Source organism: Euzebya sp. (assembly GCF_964222135.1).
Taxonomy (GTDB): Bacteria; Actinomycetota; Nitriliruptoria; order Euzebyales; family Euzebyaceae; genus Euzebya.
This window is the reverse complement of record NZ_CAXQBR010000094.1, coordinates 130582-147742: the sequence shown is the minus strand read 5'-3', so window position 1 is coordinate 147742 and position 17161 is coordinate 130582. Positions and strand designations below refer to the sequence as shown.

Sequence of the window (17161 nt, the reverse complement as noted above, 5' to 3'; positions counted from 1 at the left end):
ATCACCGTGCGTCGCCCGTCGCCGGGGGTAGGATCCTGCTCTCGTCATGACGATCAGCTTGTCCATCCCGGGTGACGCGGCGCACATGTCGGTCCTCCGCGCGACCGCGGCGTCCGTCGCCGCGCGCGCACGCCTCACCATCGACCAGCTCGAGGACGTCCGCCTCGCGGTCGAGGAGGCGGCGACGACCCTCCTCGCCGGGTCCCCCGCAGCCATCGAGGTGTCGATGGACCCGACGAACCTCCCGCTGACCGTGACCGTGTCGGCGTCGCCCACCGGGCCCGTCGACCTGGACCCCAAGGGGTTCAGCTGGACGATCCTGTCGGCCATGACCGATGAGTTCGAGGTGGATGCGAGCGGCGGGTCGGTCACGCTGACGATGCGCTTCGCATCCCTCACCCCGTCGACGTGAGCACCGAGGGGCTCCGCGGCTACGAGCGGTCAGACACCAAGGAGCTCTTCCGGATGCTGCGGGAGACGGGCGATCCCGACGTGCGGGAGCGCCTGGCCGAGCTGCACCTGCCGCTCGTGCAGTTCCTCGCCAAGCGGTTCGGCGACCGCGGTGAGCCGCTCGAGGACTTGGTCCAGGTGGGGTCGGTCGGTCTGCTGAAGGCCATCGACCGCTTCGACCTGACGCGGGAGGTCGAGTTCTCCACCTACGCCACACCGACGATCGTCGGCGAGATCAAGCGGCACTTCCGGGACAAGGGCTGGTCGGTCCGGGTCCCCCGCCGCCTGCAGGAGCTGAGCCTGCGCCTCGGCAAGGCCACCTCGCGGCTGCACCAGGAGCTCGGCCGTGCGCCGACGGTGCCGGAGCTGGCCGAGGAGCTGGGGGTGTCCGAGGACGAGGCGCTCGAGGCGTACGAGGCGTCGATGGCCTACTCGACGGGGTCCCTCGACGCCCGGGTCGGCCGGGACGAGGACTCCGCCACCCTGGGCGAGATGATGGGGGACGACGACGACCGGCTCGATCAGCTCGAGCACTTCGCGTCGATCGCCCCGGCGATCGAGGACCTGGACGCCCGTGAGAAGCGCATCATCTACCTGCGGTTCTTCAAGGGGATGACGCAGAGCCAGATCGCCGAGGAGGTGGGCATCAGCCAGATGCACGTCTCGCGCCAGCTGGCCCGCACGATCCGCTTCCTCCGGGCCCGCCAGACCGACCGGGACGCCACCTTCTGACCCGGGGTGCGTAGGGCCGGCCTACGCCATCCGCACCGTCGAGGGGGTCCGGTCGGGGGATCTGGTGCCCACACCCTCCCCTGGGCGTCCGCATTGCCGATGTGACCGGGGATGAGCCAGCGCCTCGGTGGGGGACGTCGTCTCGTGCGACGTGCGTGGTCGGCCGTGACCGACCCCGACTCGCCGCGCCTGCTGCGGCGCCTGGAGGGCGGGTTCCTCTGCGCCACCGTCGCGGCCGGGCTCGTCGTGGCCCTGCTGATCGTGACCGGTGGAGCTGCGGAGCGTGCGAAGGCGGTCGGCCTGCTCGGGCTCGGGCTGGCGCTGGGCAGCTGGTGGCGTCTTCGCCGCCGCAGGCGCGTCCCCGTCCAGCAGTACGCCATCGAAGCAGTGGCCCTGACGGCGGTCGGCGTCGGCGTCGGCGAGCCGTCCTTGGCCCTCGGGCTGATGTACCTGGCGTTGCACTACCGCGCGCTGGTCGACAGCCCGTGGGGGACCGCCGCGACGGCGGTCACGTTCCTCGGCGCCCACGTCGGTGCGGTGCACATCGCGGGCGGGCTGGGGACCGCAGCGGTGCCCGCGACCGACCCGGCCGTGCTGCAGCAGGTGATGGGGTTCGGCTTCGCGGGCCTGGTCATGCAGGTCCTCGTGCGGACCGCGTGGGGCCAGCAGCGCGACGCCGACCGCCAGCAGGCGGTGGCACGGACGACGGCGGCGTTCGGCCGGGCGTCCTCGGAGGCGGAGCTGGCGGACCTCGTGGTAGCCGGCGCCCGCGGGCTGGCGGGGATCGACGGCCGGGAGGCGGTGGTGGCCCTGGGCCCGGGTGCGCTCGGTGGCCTGCGGGTCCTGCCGATGGCGACTGCGACGTGCCCCGAGGGGTCGCTCGACCCCGGTCTCGACGCGGCCGCCCTGGTGGCGGGCAGAGCTCAGGCCATCAGATGCGCGCGCAGCTGCGCCGCCGACAGCGACGCCCCGACCTGCACCGCGGCCGGGGTCGTGGTCGACGGCCGGCTGGACGGTCTGGTCGCGATCCGCGGTGCCGGCGACCGCGACCTGCCTGCGCTCCAGACGCTCGCCGCAGACGCCGGCCTGGCGCTCGATCGCCTGCGATCCGCCGCCCGGACCGAGGCGAGCGAGGCCCGCTTCCGGGCGCTGATCGCCAACGCCTCGGACTGCCTGCGGATCCTCGACTCCCGCGGCGTGATCACCTTCGAGAGCGACGCGGTCCGGTCGGTCTTCGGGTTCGAGCCGGGCGCGGTGGTGGGCCGCCAGGCCCTCGAGCTGATCCACCCCGGCGACCACGAGCGGATGGCCGCCGGGCTGCAGGAGATGCTGGCCGACCCGTCGGTCGCCCACAGCGTCGAGTTCCGGGCGCAGCACGCCGACGGGAGCTGGCGGGCGGTGGAGGCGTCCGTCCGCGACCTCCGCGACCACCCGGACGTCGGCGGCATCGTCGTCAACTACCGGGACGTCTCGACCCGCAAGGAGCTCGAGCGGCGGCTGGTGCACGCCGCGACCCACGACCAGCTGACCGGCCTCGCCAACCGCACCCGCTTCTACGAGGTGCTGGACGAGGCGCTGGTCGAGGCGCTGGTCGTTCGCCCCGGCACCGTCGGGTCCGGCTCACCCGCGGCCGTGGCGATCCTCTTCGTCGACCTCAACGGCTTCAAGGACGTCAACGACGCCCGCGGCCACGTCGTGGGCGACCGGGTCCTCGCGGCCACCGCCGAGCGGCTGCGCGAGGCGGTCGGGCCCGCGGGCACGGTCGCGCGGCTCGGTGGCGACGAGTTCGCCGTCCTGGTCACCGGGCCCGCGGCCGCGGATGCGCCGCGTCTCGCCCGTCGCCTGCGCACGACGCTCGCCGCACCGATCCCGCTGCCCGACGACTGCCCGGCGCAGGTCTCGGCCAGCATCGGCGTGGCCGTCCGGACCGACGAACCGGATGCCGAGGCGCTGCTCTCCAACGCCGACCTCGCGATGTACTGGGCGAAGGAGGGGGACGGCGGCGGCGTCGAGGTGTACGACGTCTCGATGCGGGAGGACCAGCGGGCGCGGGAAGCGCTGCAGGTCGACATCGACCGCGGGCTCGCCGCAGGGGAGTTCGTCCCGGCCTACCAGCCGATCGTCGACCTCGCGTCCGGGGCGCTCGTCGGCGCCGAGGCGCTGGTGCGCTGGCACCACGCGGCGAGGGGCGAGCTGCCGCCGGGGGTGTTCCTGCCGCTCGCCGAGGACACCGGCCAGGTCGTCGCGATCGGACGGCACGTCCTCGCGTCGGCCTGCGCCGACGCCGCCCGCTGGCCCCTGCCCCTCCCGGTCAACGTCAACCTCTGCGCCGCGGAGCTGCTCGACGACGGCCTCGTCGGCCACGTGCGCGCGGTGCTGGCCGCCGCCGGTCTGCCGGCTGACCGCTTGGTGGTCGAGATCACCGAGACCCAGGTCCTGCACGAGCTCGACGCGGTCCGGGAGGTGCTCGAGCAGCTGCGCGCCCTGGGCGTCCGGGTCGCCCTCGACGACTTCGGCACCGGGTACTCCTCGCTCACCATGCTCGACCGGTTCCCGGTGTCGTGGATCAAGATCGACCGGAGCTTCGTGTCGACCCTGGGCACGGCCGCGGAGTCCCCGGTCGCCGCCGCCACGATCGCGCTGGCCCGCGCCATGGGCGTCTCGGTCACCGCAGAGGGCGTCGAGGAGCCCCGTCAGGCCCGACGTCTGCGGGAGGCCGGGTGCGACAGCGCGCAGGGCCACCTGTTCGCCATGCCGCTGCCCGGTCCGGCCTTCGCCGACCGGTTGCGGGCGGAGCTCCGCTCCGCCGCCGCGTCGTGACCGCGGCGGCCTCCCGCCCACGGCGACCGGGGACGGCACACTGTCGGTGATGGGACGCCCGCGCCTGGTCAGCCTGCTCGTGTGCTGCGCGGTGCTGGCGTCCGCGTGCAGCCAGCTGGTCGAGGTGTCGGTCCGGGACATCGATCTCGAGCCGGTCGACACCTACGCCCAGTCGTTCGTGTACGCCGCCGACGGGTCGCTGATCGCGACCTTCCGGTTCTCGCACCGAGAGCCGGTCGACGCGGCGGACCTGCCCCCGCACCTCATCGACGCGGTCGTCGCCGCCGAGGACCGGCGGTTCTTCGACCACGACGGCGTGGACGCCCGCGCCATCGCCCGGGCCTGGGTCGCCAACCGGCAGGCCGGCGGGATCGTGCAGGGCGGGTCGACGATCACCCAGCAGCTCATCAAGAACCGCTACTTCCCCGACGCGCCGAACACCCTCGAGCGGAAGGCGACCGAGGCGCACCTGGCATGGCAGCTCGAGGAGGAGTCCTCGAAGATCGAGATCCTCACCGAGTACCTGAACACGGTGTACCTCGGCAGCGGGGCGTACGGGATCGAGGCCGCCGCGCAGACGTACTTCCGGACGACGACGAGCGACCTCAGCCTGCCCGAGGCCGTCCTCCTGGCCGGGCTGATCCGGTCCCCCGAGACCACGTCCCCCTACGCGGACCCCGACGCGGCGAGGGCCGAGCGCAGCCGCGTCGCGGTGGCGATGCACGGCGAGGGCACCCTCGACGCGGCCCAGCTCGCCGCGGTGGAGGCGGCGCCGCTGGACGTGGCGCCGCCCCCGGACCAACCGGTCACCCGGTTCCCGTTCTTCGTCGAGTACGTGAAGCGCACGCTGGTCGCCGACCCCGAGTTCGGGTTCGACGAGACCAGCCGCTGGCGGCGCCTGTTCGGTGGCGGCCTGCGGATCCACACCACGATCGACCCGGCGCTGCAGGCCATGGCGGAGCGGGCGGCGACCGCGTTCTGGAGCGGACCTGAGGACCCGGAGGTCGCGATCAGCGTGGTCCAGCCGGGAACCGGCGCGGTGCTCGCCCAGGTCGGCGGGCGGGACTTCACCGCGAGCCAGTTCGACCTGGCGACGCAGGGCCGGCGCCAGCCCGGCAGCACCTTCAAGGTCTTCGCGCTGGCGGCGGCGCTGAGCCGCGGCTGGCGGCTCGACTCCACGATCGCGTCGGGGTCGGGCACCTTCGACGTGGGGGCCGGTGACCCCTGGTCGGTCGCGAGCGGCACGTCGGGCGACCTCACGCTCCGCGAGGCGCTGGTCCGGTCCTCCAACGGCGCGTTCGCCCGGCTGGCCCTCGAGCTCGGCCCGGGCGCGGTCGAGTCCGCCGCCCAGGCCATGGGCATCACCTCGGAGGTCGGCGCCAACCCCTCCATCGTGCTCGGCGGCCTGGCGGGTGGGGTGTCGCCCCTCGAGATGGCCGGCGCGTTCGCGACCCTGGCGAACGGCGGCGTCCACGCGCGGCCGACGCCGATCACCCGCATCGACGACGCCGACGGCACGACGGTGTGGGAGCCGCGCGGCATGCCGCGGGTCGCCCTGGACCCCGAGTCGGCGTACCTGCTGACCGACGCGATGGTCGACGTCATCGAGTCCGGCACGGGGCAGCGGGCGCGCCTGGACCGGCCGGCCGCGGGGAAGACCGGGACGGTGCAGGACAACTCCGACGCCTGGTTCGTCGGGTTCACCCCGGAGCTGTCCACCGCGGTGTGGATCGGCTACCCCGACTCCCGCCGCCCGCTGCTCGACGTCCACGGCGAGGCGACGGTGCAGGGTGGCAACTGGCCGGCCCGGATCTGGCGGGAGTTCATGGCCGCGGCGCTGGCGGGGCGGCCGGTCCAGGACTTCGCGCCGCCGACGGAGCTCGTGCAGACGGTCCTCGTCGACCCGCTGACCGGCGGGATCGCGACGCCGTTCTGCCCCACCACCGTCGAGGTGTCCGGCCTGCCCGGCGAGCTGCCGGACTTCTTCTGCCCGGTCCACGCCGCGGCGCCGCCGCCTGCGCGACCCACTCCCTCCCCGACGCCATCAGCGGCGAGCTCGCCGACCCCGACCGCACCCGCCGCGCCCACGTCCCCGCCGACCCCCACGCCGACGCCGACGCCGACCCCCACGCCGACGCCGACCCCCACGCCGACCCCCACCGCGACGCCGACCCCGCCGCCGCCCCCGGGCGGGCCGGGCATCGTGGGGGGCGACTGATCAGCCGAGAGGGGGGCGGTACCCTCGCGCCCGTGCACATCGCGATCGTCACCAACCCCGTGGCCCGTCGCACCCGTCCACACCTGACGCGGTGGGTGGCTGACACCCTTGCCGACGTGGCCAAGGTGCGGGTGGTCGCGACGACGCACCGCAACCACGCGAGCGAGATCGCCGCCGACGCCGCCGAGGCGGGGCTCGACGCGGTCGTCGCGCTCGGCGGTGACGGCACGGTCAACGAGGTCCTGCAGGGCCTCGCCGGCACCGAGACGCGCCTCGCCGTCCTGCCCGGCGGGTCCACCAACGTGTACGCGAGGATCCTCGGGATGCCCCACAGCCTGGTGGGTGCCACCTCGATCCTGCGGGAGGCGATCGAGACCGACCGGACCCGCCGCGTGCCCGCCGGCCGCGCCAACGACCGCTGGTTCGCCTGGTGCGTCGGGTACGGCTTCGACGCGGTCGTGGTCGAGGAGGTCGAGCGTCACCCCCGGATGAAGCGCTACGTCGGCCAGCCGTCGTACCTGATCCACGGGCTGGGCGCGCGGATGCGCATGCGGGACGAGGTGATCCGCGTCCACGCCGGGCCCGCCCGCCCGGAGGGCCGTCGGGCGGAGGCGCCGGAGTCCGCCTCGGTCGCCGGCGCCGTGGTCATCTGCAAGGCCGACCCGTACACCTTCCTCGGGCCCCTGCCGTCACGGATGTGCCCCGAGGCGACGCTCGAGCGCGGCCTCGACTGCACCGCGATGACCGACCTGTCGCTGCGGTCGCTGATCCAGGTCATGCGCAAGGCGCTGTTCACGCGGGACGTCCGGTCCCTCCCCAGCGTCACCGGGTGGCACGACCGCGAGCACTACGACCTGTACACCGACCACCCGATGCCCGTCCACACCGACGGCGACCCGGTGGGATCCACCCAGCACCTCCACGTCGAGGTCGTGCCGGACGCGATCAACCTCGTGGTCTGAGCCGCGCGTCGAGGGTCGCGAGCACCCCGCGCGGGTCGTCGGTGCAGATCGCGTCGACGCCGATCCCCGCCAGCTCCAGGGTGCGGCCGGGGTCGTCGACGGTCCACACCATGACCTCGAGACCCGCGTCGTGGGCGGCGTCGACCCCGTCGCGGTCGAGCCCGTCGGTCGAGTCGTGGCAGAACAGCCCGGCCGCGCCCAGCTCAACGGCGGTGTCGAGACCGATCGGGAAGGCCGTCCACATCGTCACGAGCGCTCGCGGGTGGTGGTCGTCCCGCTCGGCAAGGGCCACGAGGACCATCGGGTTGAACGACGACACCACGACGGGGCGCCCCGCCACCCGCACCGACGGGTGATCTGCCAGCAGCCGCGAGCACGCATCGACGACGGCCATCTCGGGGTCGTGGTCGGGGTCCCCCGGCAGGTTCTTGATCTCGACGTCGACGCCGATCTCGGGTGGGAGTCCGACGAGGACCTCGGCCAGGGTGGCGAGGCCGGCGTCGCGGCAGGCCTCGACGTCGAGGTCGACGATCGCGCGGCCGTCGGCCAGGACCGGGTCGTGGTGGACCACGACCGTCCCGTCGGCGCTCAGGCGGGCGTCGAGCTCCACCCAGCGGGCGCCCGCGGCCGCCGCGGCGGCGAAGGACGCCGGGGTGTTCCCCGGGGCGTCGACCGGTGCGCCGCGGTGGCCGACGACCACCGGCAGCGGTGGGGCGAAGAGGGGCTGCACGGGCACCGACCATAGCGATCTCGCCGTCGAGCAGGCTTTCCCCGCAGGACCTCTGGACGGGACTGGAATCGACCTGTAGTCTCCCCCAGCGAGAGCCACGCCATCGCTTGTGACCGGTTTCACAAATGCCCGGTTTCACCGATGCCGCGACGGATCAGTGGCACGGTGCGGTGATCTGAGACCGCACCGCGTAGCCGACTCCACCCGCTGTGGAGGACCACCGCTGCAGACCTGGTCCTGCAGCGCGTGCACATCCTGAAGGAGCGAGGCATGTTGACCTGGCGTAACCGATCCGCCTGCCTGGACGAGGACCCCGAGCTGTTCTTCCCGGTCGGGACCACCGGACCGGCCCTGGAGCAGACCGAGCGCGCGAAGGCGGTGTGCCGCAGCTGCCCGGTGATCGACCAGTGCCTCGAGTGGGCGCTCGAGACGAACCAGGACGCCGGCGTGTGGGGCGGCCTCAACGAGGACGAGCGGCGGACCCTGCGGCGCCAGCGCCAGCGGCGACGCCGCATGGCGAGCTGACGGCCACCCCCGGGCCACCCGCGCGGCCGTGACCGACCTCGACCCGTACGTCCAGCCGGCGGTCGAGCACCGCCCGCCCCCGCGGCTCGTCGACCTGCGGCCGCTCCTCGTCGTGGCCATCGCGCTGCTGCTGATCGGCTCGGTCTTCGGCGCCCAGCTGGTCAGCGCCCGGCAGGACCCGACGCTGGAGGTCCCCGCCGACCCAGTGCCCGCCGACCAGGTGCCCGCCGGCGCACCCGAGGTTCCCGACGTCGGCGACTGATCGCCTCCGGCGTCAGGGGAGCGGGATCATCAGCTCCACCGCCGTGCCGTGGTCGGGGGACATCGTGGTCATCGTCCCGCCGAGCTCGCTGGTCACCAGCGTCCGGACGATCTGCAGGCCCAGGTTGGACAGGGACTCGAGCGCGACGCCCTCCGGCAGCCCCTTGCCGTTGTCGGCCACCACGATCCGCAGGGTCGAGGCGTGGCGGTCGAAGGTGATCGTCACCATCCCCCGCTCGACGTCGAAGTCGTGGTCGGTGAAGGCGTGCTCGACGGAGTTCTGCACCAGCTCGGTCAGCACCAGCGCCAGGGGCGTGGCGATCTCCGCGCCGAGCTCGCCGGGGTTGCCCTCCACCTGGAAGTCGACGGGCGTGTCGACCGACACGAGCCCCTCGGACAGCATGTCGACGATCCGGGTGGCGATCTCGGAGAACGGCGCGGACTGCCGCGCCTCGCGGGACAGGATCTCGTGGACCAGCGCGATGGAGGAGATCCGCCGCACCGACTCCGCCAGGGCGTTCCGCCCCTCCTCGGAGGCGAGGCGCCGCCCCTGCAGCCGCAGCAGCGACGCGACGGTCTGGAGGTTGTTCTTCACCCGGTGGTGGATCTCGCGGATGGTCGCGTCCTTCACCCGCAGCGCGCGCTGGTGGCGGCGCAGCTCGGTGATGTCGCGGACCAGCACCAGCGCACCGGTGAGGGTCCCCTCCTCCACCAACGGCATGAACCGGCGCAGCACGACCGAGCCGTCGTGCTCGATCTCCCCCATCACCGCGTAGCCCTCGTCGAGCGCGGCGTCCGCGTCCTGGGGCCGCGGGTCCACGTCGGCGATGTTCTGGCCGTGGACGGCCTCGAGGTGGCCCAGTCGCCGGTAGGCGCTGATCGCGTTCGGGGAGGCGTAGGTGACGGTCCCGACCTCGTCGATCCGGATGATCCCGTCGCCCACGCGCGGTGACACCTCGGAGTCCTCGGGGCGGTCGCCTGCGGCGTAGGGGAAGTCGCCCGCGGCGCACATCGCGGCCAGCGCCGAGGCGGCCGAGAGGTAGGTCAGCTCGAGCTGCGACGGCGACCGGGCCGTCGCGACGTTCGCCTCCCGGCTGATGACGGCGATGACCCGTCCGCCGTACCCGACGGGGATGGCCTCCTCGCGCACGGGCACCCCGGTCGACCAGTCCGGGTCGGCGTCGCGGATGACCCGGGCCTCGGCGAACCCGCGCCCGACCATCGGCCGCTCGTGGCGGTGGAAGAAGTCGCCGACCAGGTCGTCGACGTAGATGGTCTGGGCCGTGTAGGGGCGCATCTGGCCGACGCAGCGGTACCCCTCCTCAGAGCCGTCGCTGTCCTGGACGAACAGCAGCAGGTCGGCGAAGGACAGGTCGGCCAGGATCTGCCACTCGCTCAGCAGGCGCTGCAGGTGCGCGACGGCGGGGCCCGCGAGGTTCGGGTTGTGGGCGAGCAGGTCGGTGAGGACGCTCACAGCCGCAGCTCGGCCAGCTCGTCGCCCTCCTGCACCACGTCGCCCACGGCGACGGCGACCCGGATCACCTCGCCGTCGGCGGGCGAGTCGATCGGCATCTCCATCTTCATGGACTCGAGGACCAGCAGGGTCTGCCCGGCGTGGACGCGGTCACCGGGGGCGACCTCGATGCGGAGGACGCTGGCGACGATCTCGGTCGTGACGGACAGGGTGCGGGGTGTGGGGGTCTCAGCCATGGCCTCCGCAGAGTCTGACACGTGGAGCGTCCTGACCGACGAGCGGCAGCGAGGAGGTCGGGCCGGTCCAGGTGTCGAACCGGAGCGTGCGGCGCCAGCCGCACGTGGGAGGCTGACTCGTGGAGCGTCCTGACCGACGAGCGGCAGCGAGGAGGTCGGGCCGGTCCAGGCCGACAGCTACCGGACGATCGCGCTGGCCGCGTAGCCCACCTCGGGGTCGACCAGGGAGGACGGACCCACGACGGTGCCGCCCTCGACCGCAGGGGTCGCGGCGAGGTGGGCGGCCACGGCGGGCGACAGGGTCGTCGCGGTGGTGACCAGCAGCGGGGCGCGGCGCTGGGCCGCCAGCGGCGCAGCGGCGAGCGCCCAGCCCCAGGCGCCGGCGTCGAAGCCGTTGGCGAGCAGGACCCGGGCGACGTCGACCTCGGCGCCCCACAGCTGCTCGGCGACCGCCACGCCGGTCCCGGTCCGGTCCCCGCCCGCGAGGCGCCGCGGGTCGGGCAGGTCGTCGAGCACGGCGTCGCCGACGGCGGCGGTCCCGCCCAGGACGATCACCTCCTCGATGTCGAGGTCGTCGATGGCGTCCGCGGTCTCCGGCGACAGCACGTCGGTGGCGGTCAGGAGCACCGGCACCCCGGCGTGCGCCCCGTAGGCGCCGCCGGCAAGGGCGTCCGCCCAGGGGGACGCGTCGTCGGGGCCGGCGCGGGCCACCATCGCGGTCGTGGTCCCCGACTCGGCGACGACCAGGTCCGCGATCGCGGCCGCGGTCGCGGTGCGCGTGTCGCCGGCGACCCGGATCACGGTGCCGTGGCGGGCCACGAGGTCGGCCAGGACCTCCTCCCCGATCGCCGCCGGTCCGCCCAGGACGTAGACGACGGCGTCCTCGGCGAGGACCCGGTCGAGCTCGACGGCGACGCGGGGGTCGAGCTGGTCCGGGGTGGTCAGCAGCAGGGGTCCGCCACGACCGGCGAGGGGCCCGCCGGCGAGGGCGTCGGCGAACACGTCGTGGCGGGCGATGACGGCGTGGTCAGCGGTGCCGTCGGGGAACGCGGCCGCGCTGAGGGCGGTGGTCCCGCCGATCGCGTCGGGGGTGTCGGCGACCCGGTCGAACAGGTCGTAGCGCACCTCGAGGGTCGTGGTGACCGGGGCGGCGTCCTCGGCGGTCACGGTGGCGGTGTGCGTGCCGGGTCGGGTCACCCCGCCGAACCACCCGGTGTCCATCGCGGCACCGACCCCCTGGCTGGTGTGCACGACCGCGCCGGACGGGTCGGTCACGACCAGCTGCCAGGACGCCCCCTCCCACAGGTCGGCGTGGAAGGCCACTGGCTCTCTCAGCGTCCCGTCGCGGTCGGCGCGCGCCAGGTCCGTCGACCGGTCGAACCCGGTGATCACCGGCGGGGTGAACGTGACCTGCTCCACGGCGCTGAGCCGTCCCGGTGCCGACACGACCCACTCGTAGGTGCCGAGGGCCCAGCCGCCGCCGGTCAGGTCGACGGTGGTCGACGCGACGGCCCCCTCGCCGTCGGCGGTGTGGATGGTCCGACCCTGGGGGTCGAGCAGCTCGATGCGCCAGGTGCCCGGCGGGTCGAGGTCGGCACCGAGGGTGAGGGACGGCACCACCGGGGTGCCGCGGATCACCCTGATGGACCGCTGGTCGGACCGGAGGTCGACGATCAGGTCGCCGGCCGCCTCCCGCACGCGCTGGCGGATGGCCCCCAGGCGGGCGTACGTCGCGTCACCCGGGCAGCTGGTGAGCGACACGTCGCGGTGCCCGCTGACGTTCTGCAGGGTGACCACCGCGCCCTCGGGGTACCGGCTCGAGCCCATCGAGGTGGCCTGGCCGTCGCGGAGGGGGTGGAAGTGGTGGACGTCGGCCTTCCACGCGATGATCCGCTCGGCGGCGTCCAGCATCGCGGCGGGCGGGCTGGCGGACGTGTAGGTCCCCATCAGGGCGACGCCGGTCGACTCGGTGTTGAAGCCGCCCGCCTGGGCGCCGATGACCGCCTCGGCGATGCCACCGCGCCGTCCCTCGTAGACGGTCCCGAAGCGGTCGACCAGGAAGTTGTAGCCGATGTCGCTCCACCCGTTGGAGCCGACGTGGTAGGCCATCACGCCCCGGACGATGCCCGGGGCCTGGGCCTGGCTGTAGTCGTTCGACCCCACGGTGTGGTGGACGAACGCCCGCTCGACGGACCGGGCGTAGGACGGGTCGCCGCGCACGCTCGACTCGTCCGCGCCCCACGCGGCGCGGCTGACGATCCGGGGGGTGTCGGCGAGCGCGCCGGCAGCTGCGGTCGGCACCCCGTCCCAGGACGCCCGTAGGCGGTCGCCGATCCGCTCGACCACCGAGCGATCCAGTCCGAACGGGTCGATGAGGTGCGCCTTCAACCCGGCCGGCGACCCGTCGGCGACGCGGACCTGCAGCCGGTCGGCGACGTCGGTGAACACCGGGTGGGTGCGGTGGCCGGGGCTGGCGTGACGGGCCTCGGCGGTTCCCGGGTCAGGCCCCTCGTCGTGCATGTGCGGCACGTCGATCCAGTCCGACCACGGCCCGTCGCCCTGCGCGGTCCGCACCTGCACGGCGCCCTCGCCCGCGTCGTCGAGGGTGATCCCGACCATCGCGAACGGCGACACGGCCATCGGCTGGCTGGCGGACCACCCCGCGCTGGCGAACGCCGGACCGGCCACGTCGACGACCTCGATCGTCGCCGGGGGTGCGGGGTCCGCGGCGGTCGGCGCGACCGGCGCGAGGACCGCGACGGCGGTGACGGCGATGATCGCCAGCCAGGACCGGGCGCGCGCCGTCGACGTCATCAGAGGCCGGACCTGATCAGTGGCCCAGGAACCGCTCCAGCCCCTTCAGGGGGCCGATCTCGCGGATGCGCTCGAACGCGCGGGCCTCGATCTTCTTGACCTCGGGGATGGTCATGCCGAGCTCGGTCGCGACCTCCCCGGGCTTGCGGGGCTGGCCGTCCACCAAGCCCATGCGGGCCTCGAGGACCTTCCGCTCGACCTCGGGCAACCGCTTCAGCAGGCTCAGGAGCTTGCTGCGGAGTCGGACGGCCTCCTGCTCCTCGTCCCGCCGCGGATCACGCCGTCCCCCGCCCTTGGACGGACCGCCCCTGCCCGCACCGGCCTTGCCCCGCCCCGACTGCTGACCGGCCTTCTGACCGCCACGCGACCCGCGGGGCCCGCCCCCGTCGTGGGAGCTGCCGCGATCGGGTCGGTCGGTGCCGGCGGAGGGTGCCATCGGCCGCAAGGGTAGGTGCGCACCGGGCGCGGCGCACCGCAGGTGCGGCCACCCGCGGCGGGGGTCAGCTCAGCTGCAGGCGCTGGCGGATGGCGTCGACGAGGCCGGGCGGAGCGGCGTCCCGGCACTTGGCGGCGATCAGGTCCCGGATCTTGCGCTCGAAGTCCGCGCGATCCAGGCACGGGGGGCAGTCCTCGAGGTGCTGTGCGACGACGGCCTCCACATCGACCGGGCACTCACCGTCGAGGTAGGTCTCGAGCCGCTCGAGCAGCGCGTCACATCGATCACCCATGGCGCTGATCACCCATCGCTGTTCTCCTCGGTCTGGTCGCTCGATCCGTCCGGGTCGCCGGTCCGGGGGATGAGCCCGTACCGCACCGCGTGGTCGTACAACGCCTTCTGCAGCGCGCTTCTTCCGCGGTGCAGCCGGCTCATGACCGTCCCGATCGGCGTGTCCATGATCTCGGCGATCTCCGCGTAGCTGAACCCCTCCACGTCCGCGAGGTAGACGGCGGTCCGGAACTGCTCCGGCAGCTCGTCGAGCGCGGCGCGGACGGCCTCGGCCGGCAGCTGCTGCATGACCTCGAACTCGGCCGACGGGGAGGTGCCCCCCTCGAGGCGGTCGAACAGCGAGAAGTCGCCGCCGCCGTCCTCCATCCGGTCGCGCACCCCGTCCGCCGAGACCTCCTGGGGACGCCGCTGCTGCTTGCGGTAGGTGTTGATGTACGTCGTGGTCAGCACCCGGTACAGCCACGCCCGCAGGTTGGTGCCGGGCCGGTACTGGTGGAACGAGGCGTACGCCTTGGCCATCGCGTCCTGGACGAGGTCCTCCGCATCGGCGCGGTTGCGGGTGTACCGCATCGCGGCGCCGAAGAGCTGGTCGACGTAGGGCATCGCATCCGCGGCGAACCGCTCGCGGCGCTCGGCGTCGGTCAGCTCCTGGCGGACGGGGCCGCGCCCGCGCGCCTCGTCCGCGGTCGGGGTCTGGGCCATCGCGCCGGAGTGTACGCACGCACGCCCACATCCATACCATCCACACGTCATATCGTGTCAATCCTTGTCAACCATCACCACACAGCGCTATACCTGTCCCCACGCGCAGGACGACGGGGATCGACATGGACAGCGACGAACTCGACCAGTGGCTCGACGGCGATGACGACCGCGCCGACAGGTGGCCGCCCACGACAGCCGACAGGTCCTCCGGAGCGGCGACCCGCCGACCGCCGTGGCGGCTGCTGGGCGCCGCCGGCGGGGTGGTGTGGCTGGGGGTGATGGCCGTCGTGTTCCTCGGCGGGCAGGACTCCCCCGTCGCGACCGCACCGTCGGCGGACCCGACCGGCCTGGTCGTCGAGGTGCCCGCGAGCGACGGCGTGGCGGCGCCGACGTCCCCCGACGCGCCGCCGCCCACCGCGACAGCCGCTCCCCCGACCGAGACCGCCGAGGTCGCGTCGGACGGCCCGATGCCGCCGCCGGGGATCCACGCCGGCGCGATCGCCGCGCTGCGCGACCGGCTGACGACGCAGGGGACCACGACGTCCTACCTCGAGTGGGCGACACCGGTCACCGCCCGCCCCCTCGACGCGGGCGTGTGGCTGGTGGTGCTCGACGCGATCTGGCTCGAGGGCGCCGACGGGGCGCTGTCCACCAGCCACCGCCAGCGCTGGGCCGTGGCGGTCGCCGACGACGGGAGGGCCCTGTCGCCCCCCTGGCCGGCACCGGCCCCCGACCCGCCGGACCCCTCACCGACGATGCCACCCCCGACCGGGGAGGTGCGGCTCGCCGAGATCGCCCGGGTCCTCACCGAGTCCGGCTGGACGTCCGTCACCCCGGTGGCCAGCGACCCGCACGAGCTCCTCCCCGGCGTGCTGGTCGCCCTCGTCGACGCGACCGCGCCCGGTGCGGCGACGGCGTCCACCCACGTCGTGTGGTTGGAGGACGGGCCGGACGGTGGGCTCATCGTGGTGGGAGCCCAGCCGTGAGCGCCGCGGCGGACGACGCGCGTGCCGGGCGGGCCCGCTGGCTGCAGGCCTTCGTGACCCTGTACCTCGAGGTGGAGGCCGGCCTCCGCCCCGCTCGGCACCTGCGGCCGTTCCTGGCACCCGACCTGCGCCTGGACCTCGCCGTCCGCGGCCGGCCCGGACCGGTCCCCGCAGTCGTGCGCACCCTCACCCAGCGCCACGGCGCGGTCTGCGAGGCCGTGGTGCTGCTGGCTGACCGGGGCCGCGTCGGCGCGCTGGCGATCGCCGTCCGCTGCCAGGACCACCGCTGGCGGGTCACCGACATCCGCCGCCCCGAGGCCCTCGCCCCGCCAGCCGCCCCCGATCCCGCCGGAGCGGTGGAGGCCGTCGAGGTCATCGAGATCGCCGTCGACCCCGCACCCGCGCCCGAGGTGCGACCCGTGATCCCCGGGCCGACCTGGACCGTACCCGCCGGGTGGCGACGACCCGCGCGCGCCGCATGACGTGGCGGGGGGCGCGGACGCCGGGCTGGCGGCACCGCCGGCGACCGGCCGTAGGCTGCCCGTCCATGGACCCCGCCGCGCTGCTCGACCTCGTCCTCGACCTGCTGCCGTCCGACGGCCGGTTCGGCGTGGACGACCCGGCGGTGGCCGCGGCGCTGCGGCAGGCGGCCCCCGCGGTCCTCGCCGGACCACCCGGTGAGCTCGGGGACCGGCCGCTCGACGCGGTCCTGCTGCTGGCCGGTGAGGTCGCGGCGGCGGGCCGTCGCGGTCCGGCCGTGGTCGACGCCGCGGTCCGCCGCTGTCGCCCGGGCGGCTGGGTCGTGGTCGCGGTGCCGTCCGCGGTCCACGCCGCGTTGGTCGGCGGCGACGCCGCTCCGGGTGGCGCGGGCGACGTGGCCGCGGGCATGTCCGCCGCGGACCTCCGCCACGCGCTGGCCGAGCGAGGTCTCGACGTCCGCCGGTTGGCGTCGCCCGGTGCGGCGGCGCGGGTGGCCGGCCGTGGGTGGCGGGGGCGGGCAGACCTCACCCTCGACGCCACCCCGGGCCTGGTGGACGCCGGACCGGTGGTGCTGGCCGTGGCGCGGACGCCGAAGTCGGCGGGTGAGCGGTCGGTGAACTTCTTCGCGTCGATCGCACGGAAGATCGTGTCGGCCTCGACGGTGTGCATGACCCCGGACGGGCGGCTCCTGGTCGTCTTCGACTCCTTCAAGGGGGCCTGGACCCTGCCCGGCGGCCTCGTCGACGAGCACGAGGACCCCGCCGTCGCCGCCGCCCGCGAGGTGCTCGAGGAGGGCGGCGTGGTGGTCGAGCCGACCCGCCTGCTCGGCGTGTTCGCCCACCCCTCCCCCGACCGGATCAACCTGGTCTACGGCGCGGACGTCAGCGATCCCGTGGAGGACCCGACGCCGCTCCACGACCACGAGATCGCCGAGGTCCGCTGGGTCGACCTCGACCGGGCCGACGCCCTGCTCGACCCGTCGTGGCGCCGGAAGGTCCGGCTGTGCCTGGATCGACCGGGCGGCACCTGGACCTGGTAGGT

The 17161-nt window shown here is 74.4% G+C and carries 17 protein-coding genes; 10 read left to right on the top strand and 7 right to left on the bottom strand.

The features are described from left to right. The first annotated feature begins 46 nt into the window (after nt 1–46). The 5 genes from ACEQ2X_RS20995 (at nt 47) to ACEQ2X_RS20975 (ending at nt 7182) form a co-directional block, all read left to right on the top strand. A complete protein-coding gene (locus ACEQ2X_RS20995) occupies nt 47–412 on the top strand; it encodes an ATP-binding protein (RefSeq protein WP_370327830.1) in 366 nt (121 codons plus the stop codon). Next, entirely contained in the window at nt 391–1182 is a 792-nt protein-coding gene (locus ACEQ2X_RS20990; RefSeq protein ID WP_370327862.1) for an RNA polymerase sigma factor SigF, read from the top strand. Before ACEQ2X_RS20995 ends, ACEQ2X_RS20990 begins: the two co-directional genes overlap by 22 nt. Nucleotides 1183–1347: 165 nt before the next feature. Continuing rightward, complete coding sequence (locus tag ACEQ2X_RS20985; RefSeq protein ID WP_370327829.1) at nt 1348–4002, top strand: putative bifunctional diguanylate cyclase/phosphodiesterase; 2655 nt, start codon at nt 1348–1350, stop codon at nt 4000–4002. A 49-nt stretch (nt 4003–4051) separates the two neighbouring features. After that, entirely contained in the window at nt 4052–6220 is a 2169-nt protein-coding gene (locus ACEQ2X_RS20980) for a transglycosylase domain-containing protein (protein WP_370327828.1), read from the top strand. A gap of 32 nt (nt 6221–6252) precedes the next feature. Continuing rightward, nucleotides 6253–7182, top strand: a complete 930-nt coding sequence (locus tag ACEQ2X_RS20975; RefSeq protein WP_370327827.1) for a diacylglycerol kinase family protein — start codon at nt 6253–6255, stop codon at nt 7180–7182. Here ACEQ2X_RS20975 and ACEQ2X_RS20970 read toward each other — a convergent pair. Then, nucleotides 7166–7912 (bottom strand): glycerophosphodiester phosphodiesterase, encoded by a 747-nt coding sequence (locus ACEQ2X_RS20970; protein ID WP_370327826.1) that lies wholly within the window; start codon nt 7910–7912, stop codon nt 7166–7168. The genes ACEQ2X_RS20975 and ACEQ2X_RS20970 overlap by 17 nt on opposite strands. 273 nt (nt 7913–8185) lie before the next feature. On the opposite strand from ACEQ2X_RS20970, the gene ACEQ2X_RS20965 reads away from it, so the two are divergent. Together ACEQ2X_RS20965 and ACEQ2X_RS20960 are read left to right on the top strand one after the other, a co-directional pair. Then, nucleotides 8186–8437, top strand: a complete 252-nt coding sequence (locus tag ACEQ2X_RS20965; protein ID WP_370327861.1) for a WhiB family transcriptional regulator — start codon at nt 8186–8188, stop codon at nt 8435–8437. Between the two features lie 28 nt (nt 8438–8465). Continuing rightward, nucleotides 8466–8699, top strand: coding sequence for a hypothetical protein (locus tag ACEQ2X_RS20960; protein WP_370327825.1), 234 nt, complete (start codon nt 8466–8468; stop codon nt 8697–8699). A 12-nt stretch (nt 8700–8711) separates the two neighbouring features. Here the strand turns inward: ACEQ2X_RS20960 and ACEQ2X_RS20955 are convergent, their stop codons facing one another. The 6 genes from ACEQ2X_RS20955 to ACEQ2X_RS20930 form a co-directional block, all read right to left on the bottom strand. Further along, on the bottom strand, nt 8712–10172 hold the full coding sequence (locus ACEQ2X_RS20955; protein WP_370327824.1) for a sensor histidine kinase: 1461 nt from the start codon (nt 10170–10172) through the stop codon (nt 8712–8714). Then, entirely contained in the window at nt 10169–10408 is a 240-nt protein-coding gene (locus tag ACEQ2X_RS20950; protein ID WP_370327823.1) for a biotin/lipoyl-binding carrier protein, read from the bottom strand. Before ACEQ2X_RS20950 ends, ACEQ2X_RS20955 begins: the two co-directional genes overlap by 4 nt. 177 nt (nt 10409–10585) lie before the next feature. Beyond that, a complete protein-coding gene (locus tag ACEQ2X_RS20945) occupies nt 10586–13222 on the bottom strand; it encodes a cell wall-binding repeat-containing protein (RefSeq protein WP_370327822.1) in 2637 nt (878 codons plus the stop codon). A 16-nt stretch (nt 13223–13238) separates the two neighbouring features. Next, nucleotides 13239–13658 (bottom strand): sigma factor-like helix-turn-helix DNA-binding protein, encoded by a 420-nt coding sequence (locus tag ACEQ2X_RS20940; protein WP_370327821.1) that lies wholly within the window; start codon nt 13656–13658, stop codon nt 13239–13241. Nucleotides 13659–13722: 64 nt separating this feature from the next. Beyond that, nucleotides 13723–13950: a mycothiol system anti-sigma-R factor gene (gene rsrA, locus ACEQ2X_RS20935; protein ID WP_370327820.1), complete on the bottom strand. Its 228-nt coding sequence runs from the start codon at nt 13948–13950 to the stop codon at nt 13723–13725. A gap of 8 nt (nt 13951–13958) precedes the next feature. After that, nucleotides 13959–14651 (bottom strand): sigma-70 family RNA polymerase sigma factor, encoded by a 693-nt coding sequence (locus ACEQ2X_RS20930; RefSeq protein ID WP_370327819.1) that lies wholly within the window; start codon nt 14649–14651, stop codon nt 13959–13961. 125 nt (nt 14652–14776) lie between these two features. Here ACEQ2X_RS20930 and ACEQ2X_RS20925 point away from each other — a divergent pair, with 125 nt between their 5' ends. The 3 genes from ACEQ2X_RS20925 to ACEQ2X_RS20915 all read left to right on the top strand — a co-directional run bounded on the left by ACEQ2X_RS20925 (nt 14777) and on the right by ACEQ2X_RS20915 (nt 17159). Beyond that, nucleotides 14777–15640, top strand: a complete 864-nt coding sequence (locus ACEQ2X_RS20925; protein ID WP_370327818.1) for a hypothetical protein — start codon at nt 14777–14779, stop codon at nt 15638–15640. Continuing rightward, nucleotides 15637–16122: an Rv3235 family protein gene (locus ACEQ2X_RS20920; RefSeq protein WP_370327817.1), complete on the top strand. Its 486-nt coding sequence runs from the start codon at nt 15637–15639 to the stop codon at nt 16120–16122. Before ACEQ2X_RS20925 ends, ACEQ2X_RS20920 begins: the two co-directional genes overlap by 4 nt. Nucleotides 16123–16187: 65 nt before the next feature. Then, nucleotides 16188–17159 (top strand): NUDIX hydrolase, encoded by a 972-nt coding sequence (locus ACEQ2X_RS20915; RefSeq protein ID WP_370327816.1) that lies wholly within the window; start codon nt 16188–16190, stop codon nt 17157–17159. Nucleotides 17160–17161 lie beyond the last annotated feature (2 nt).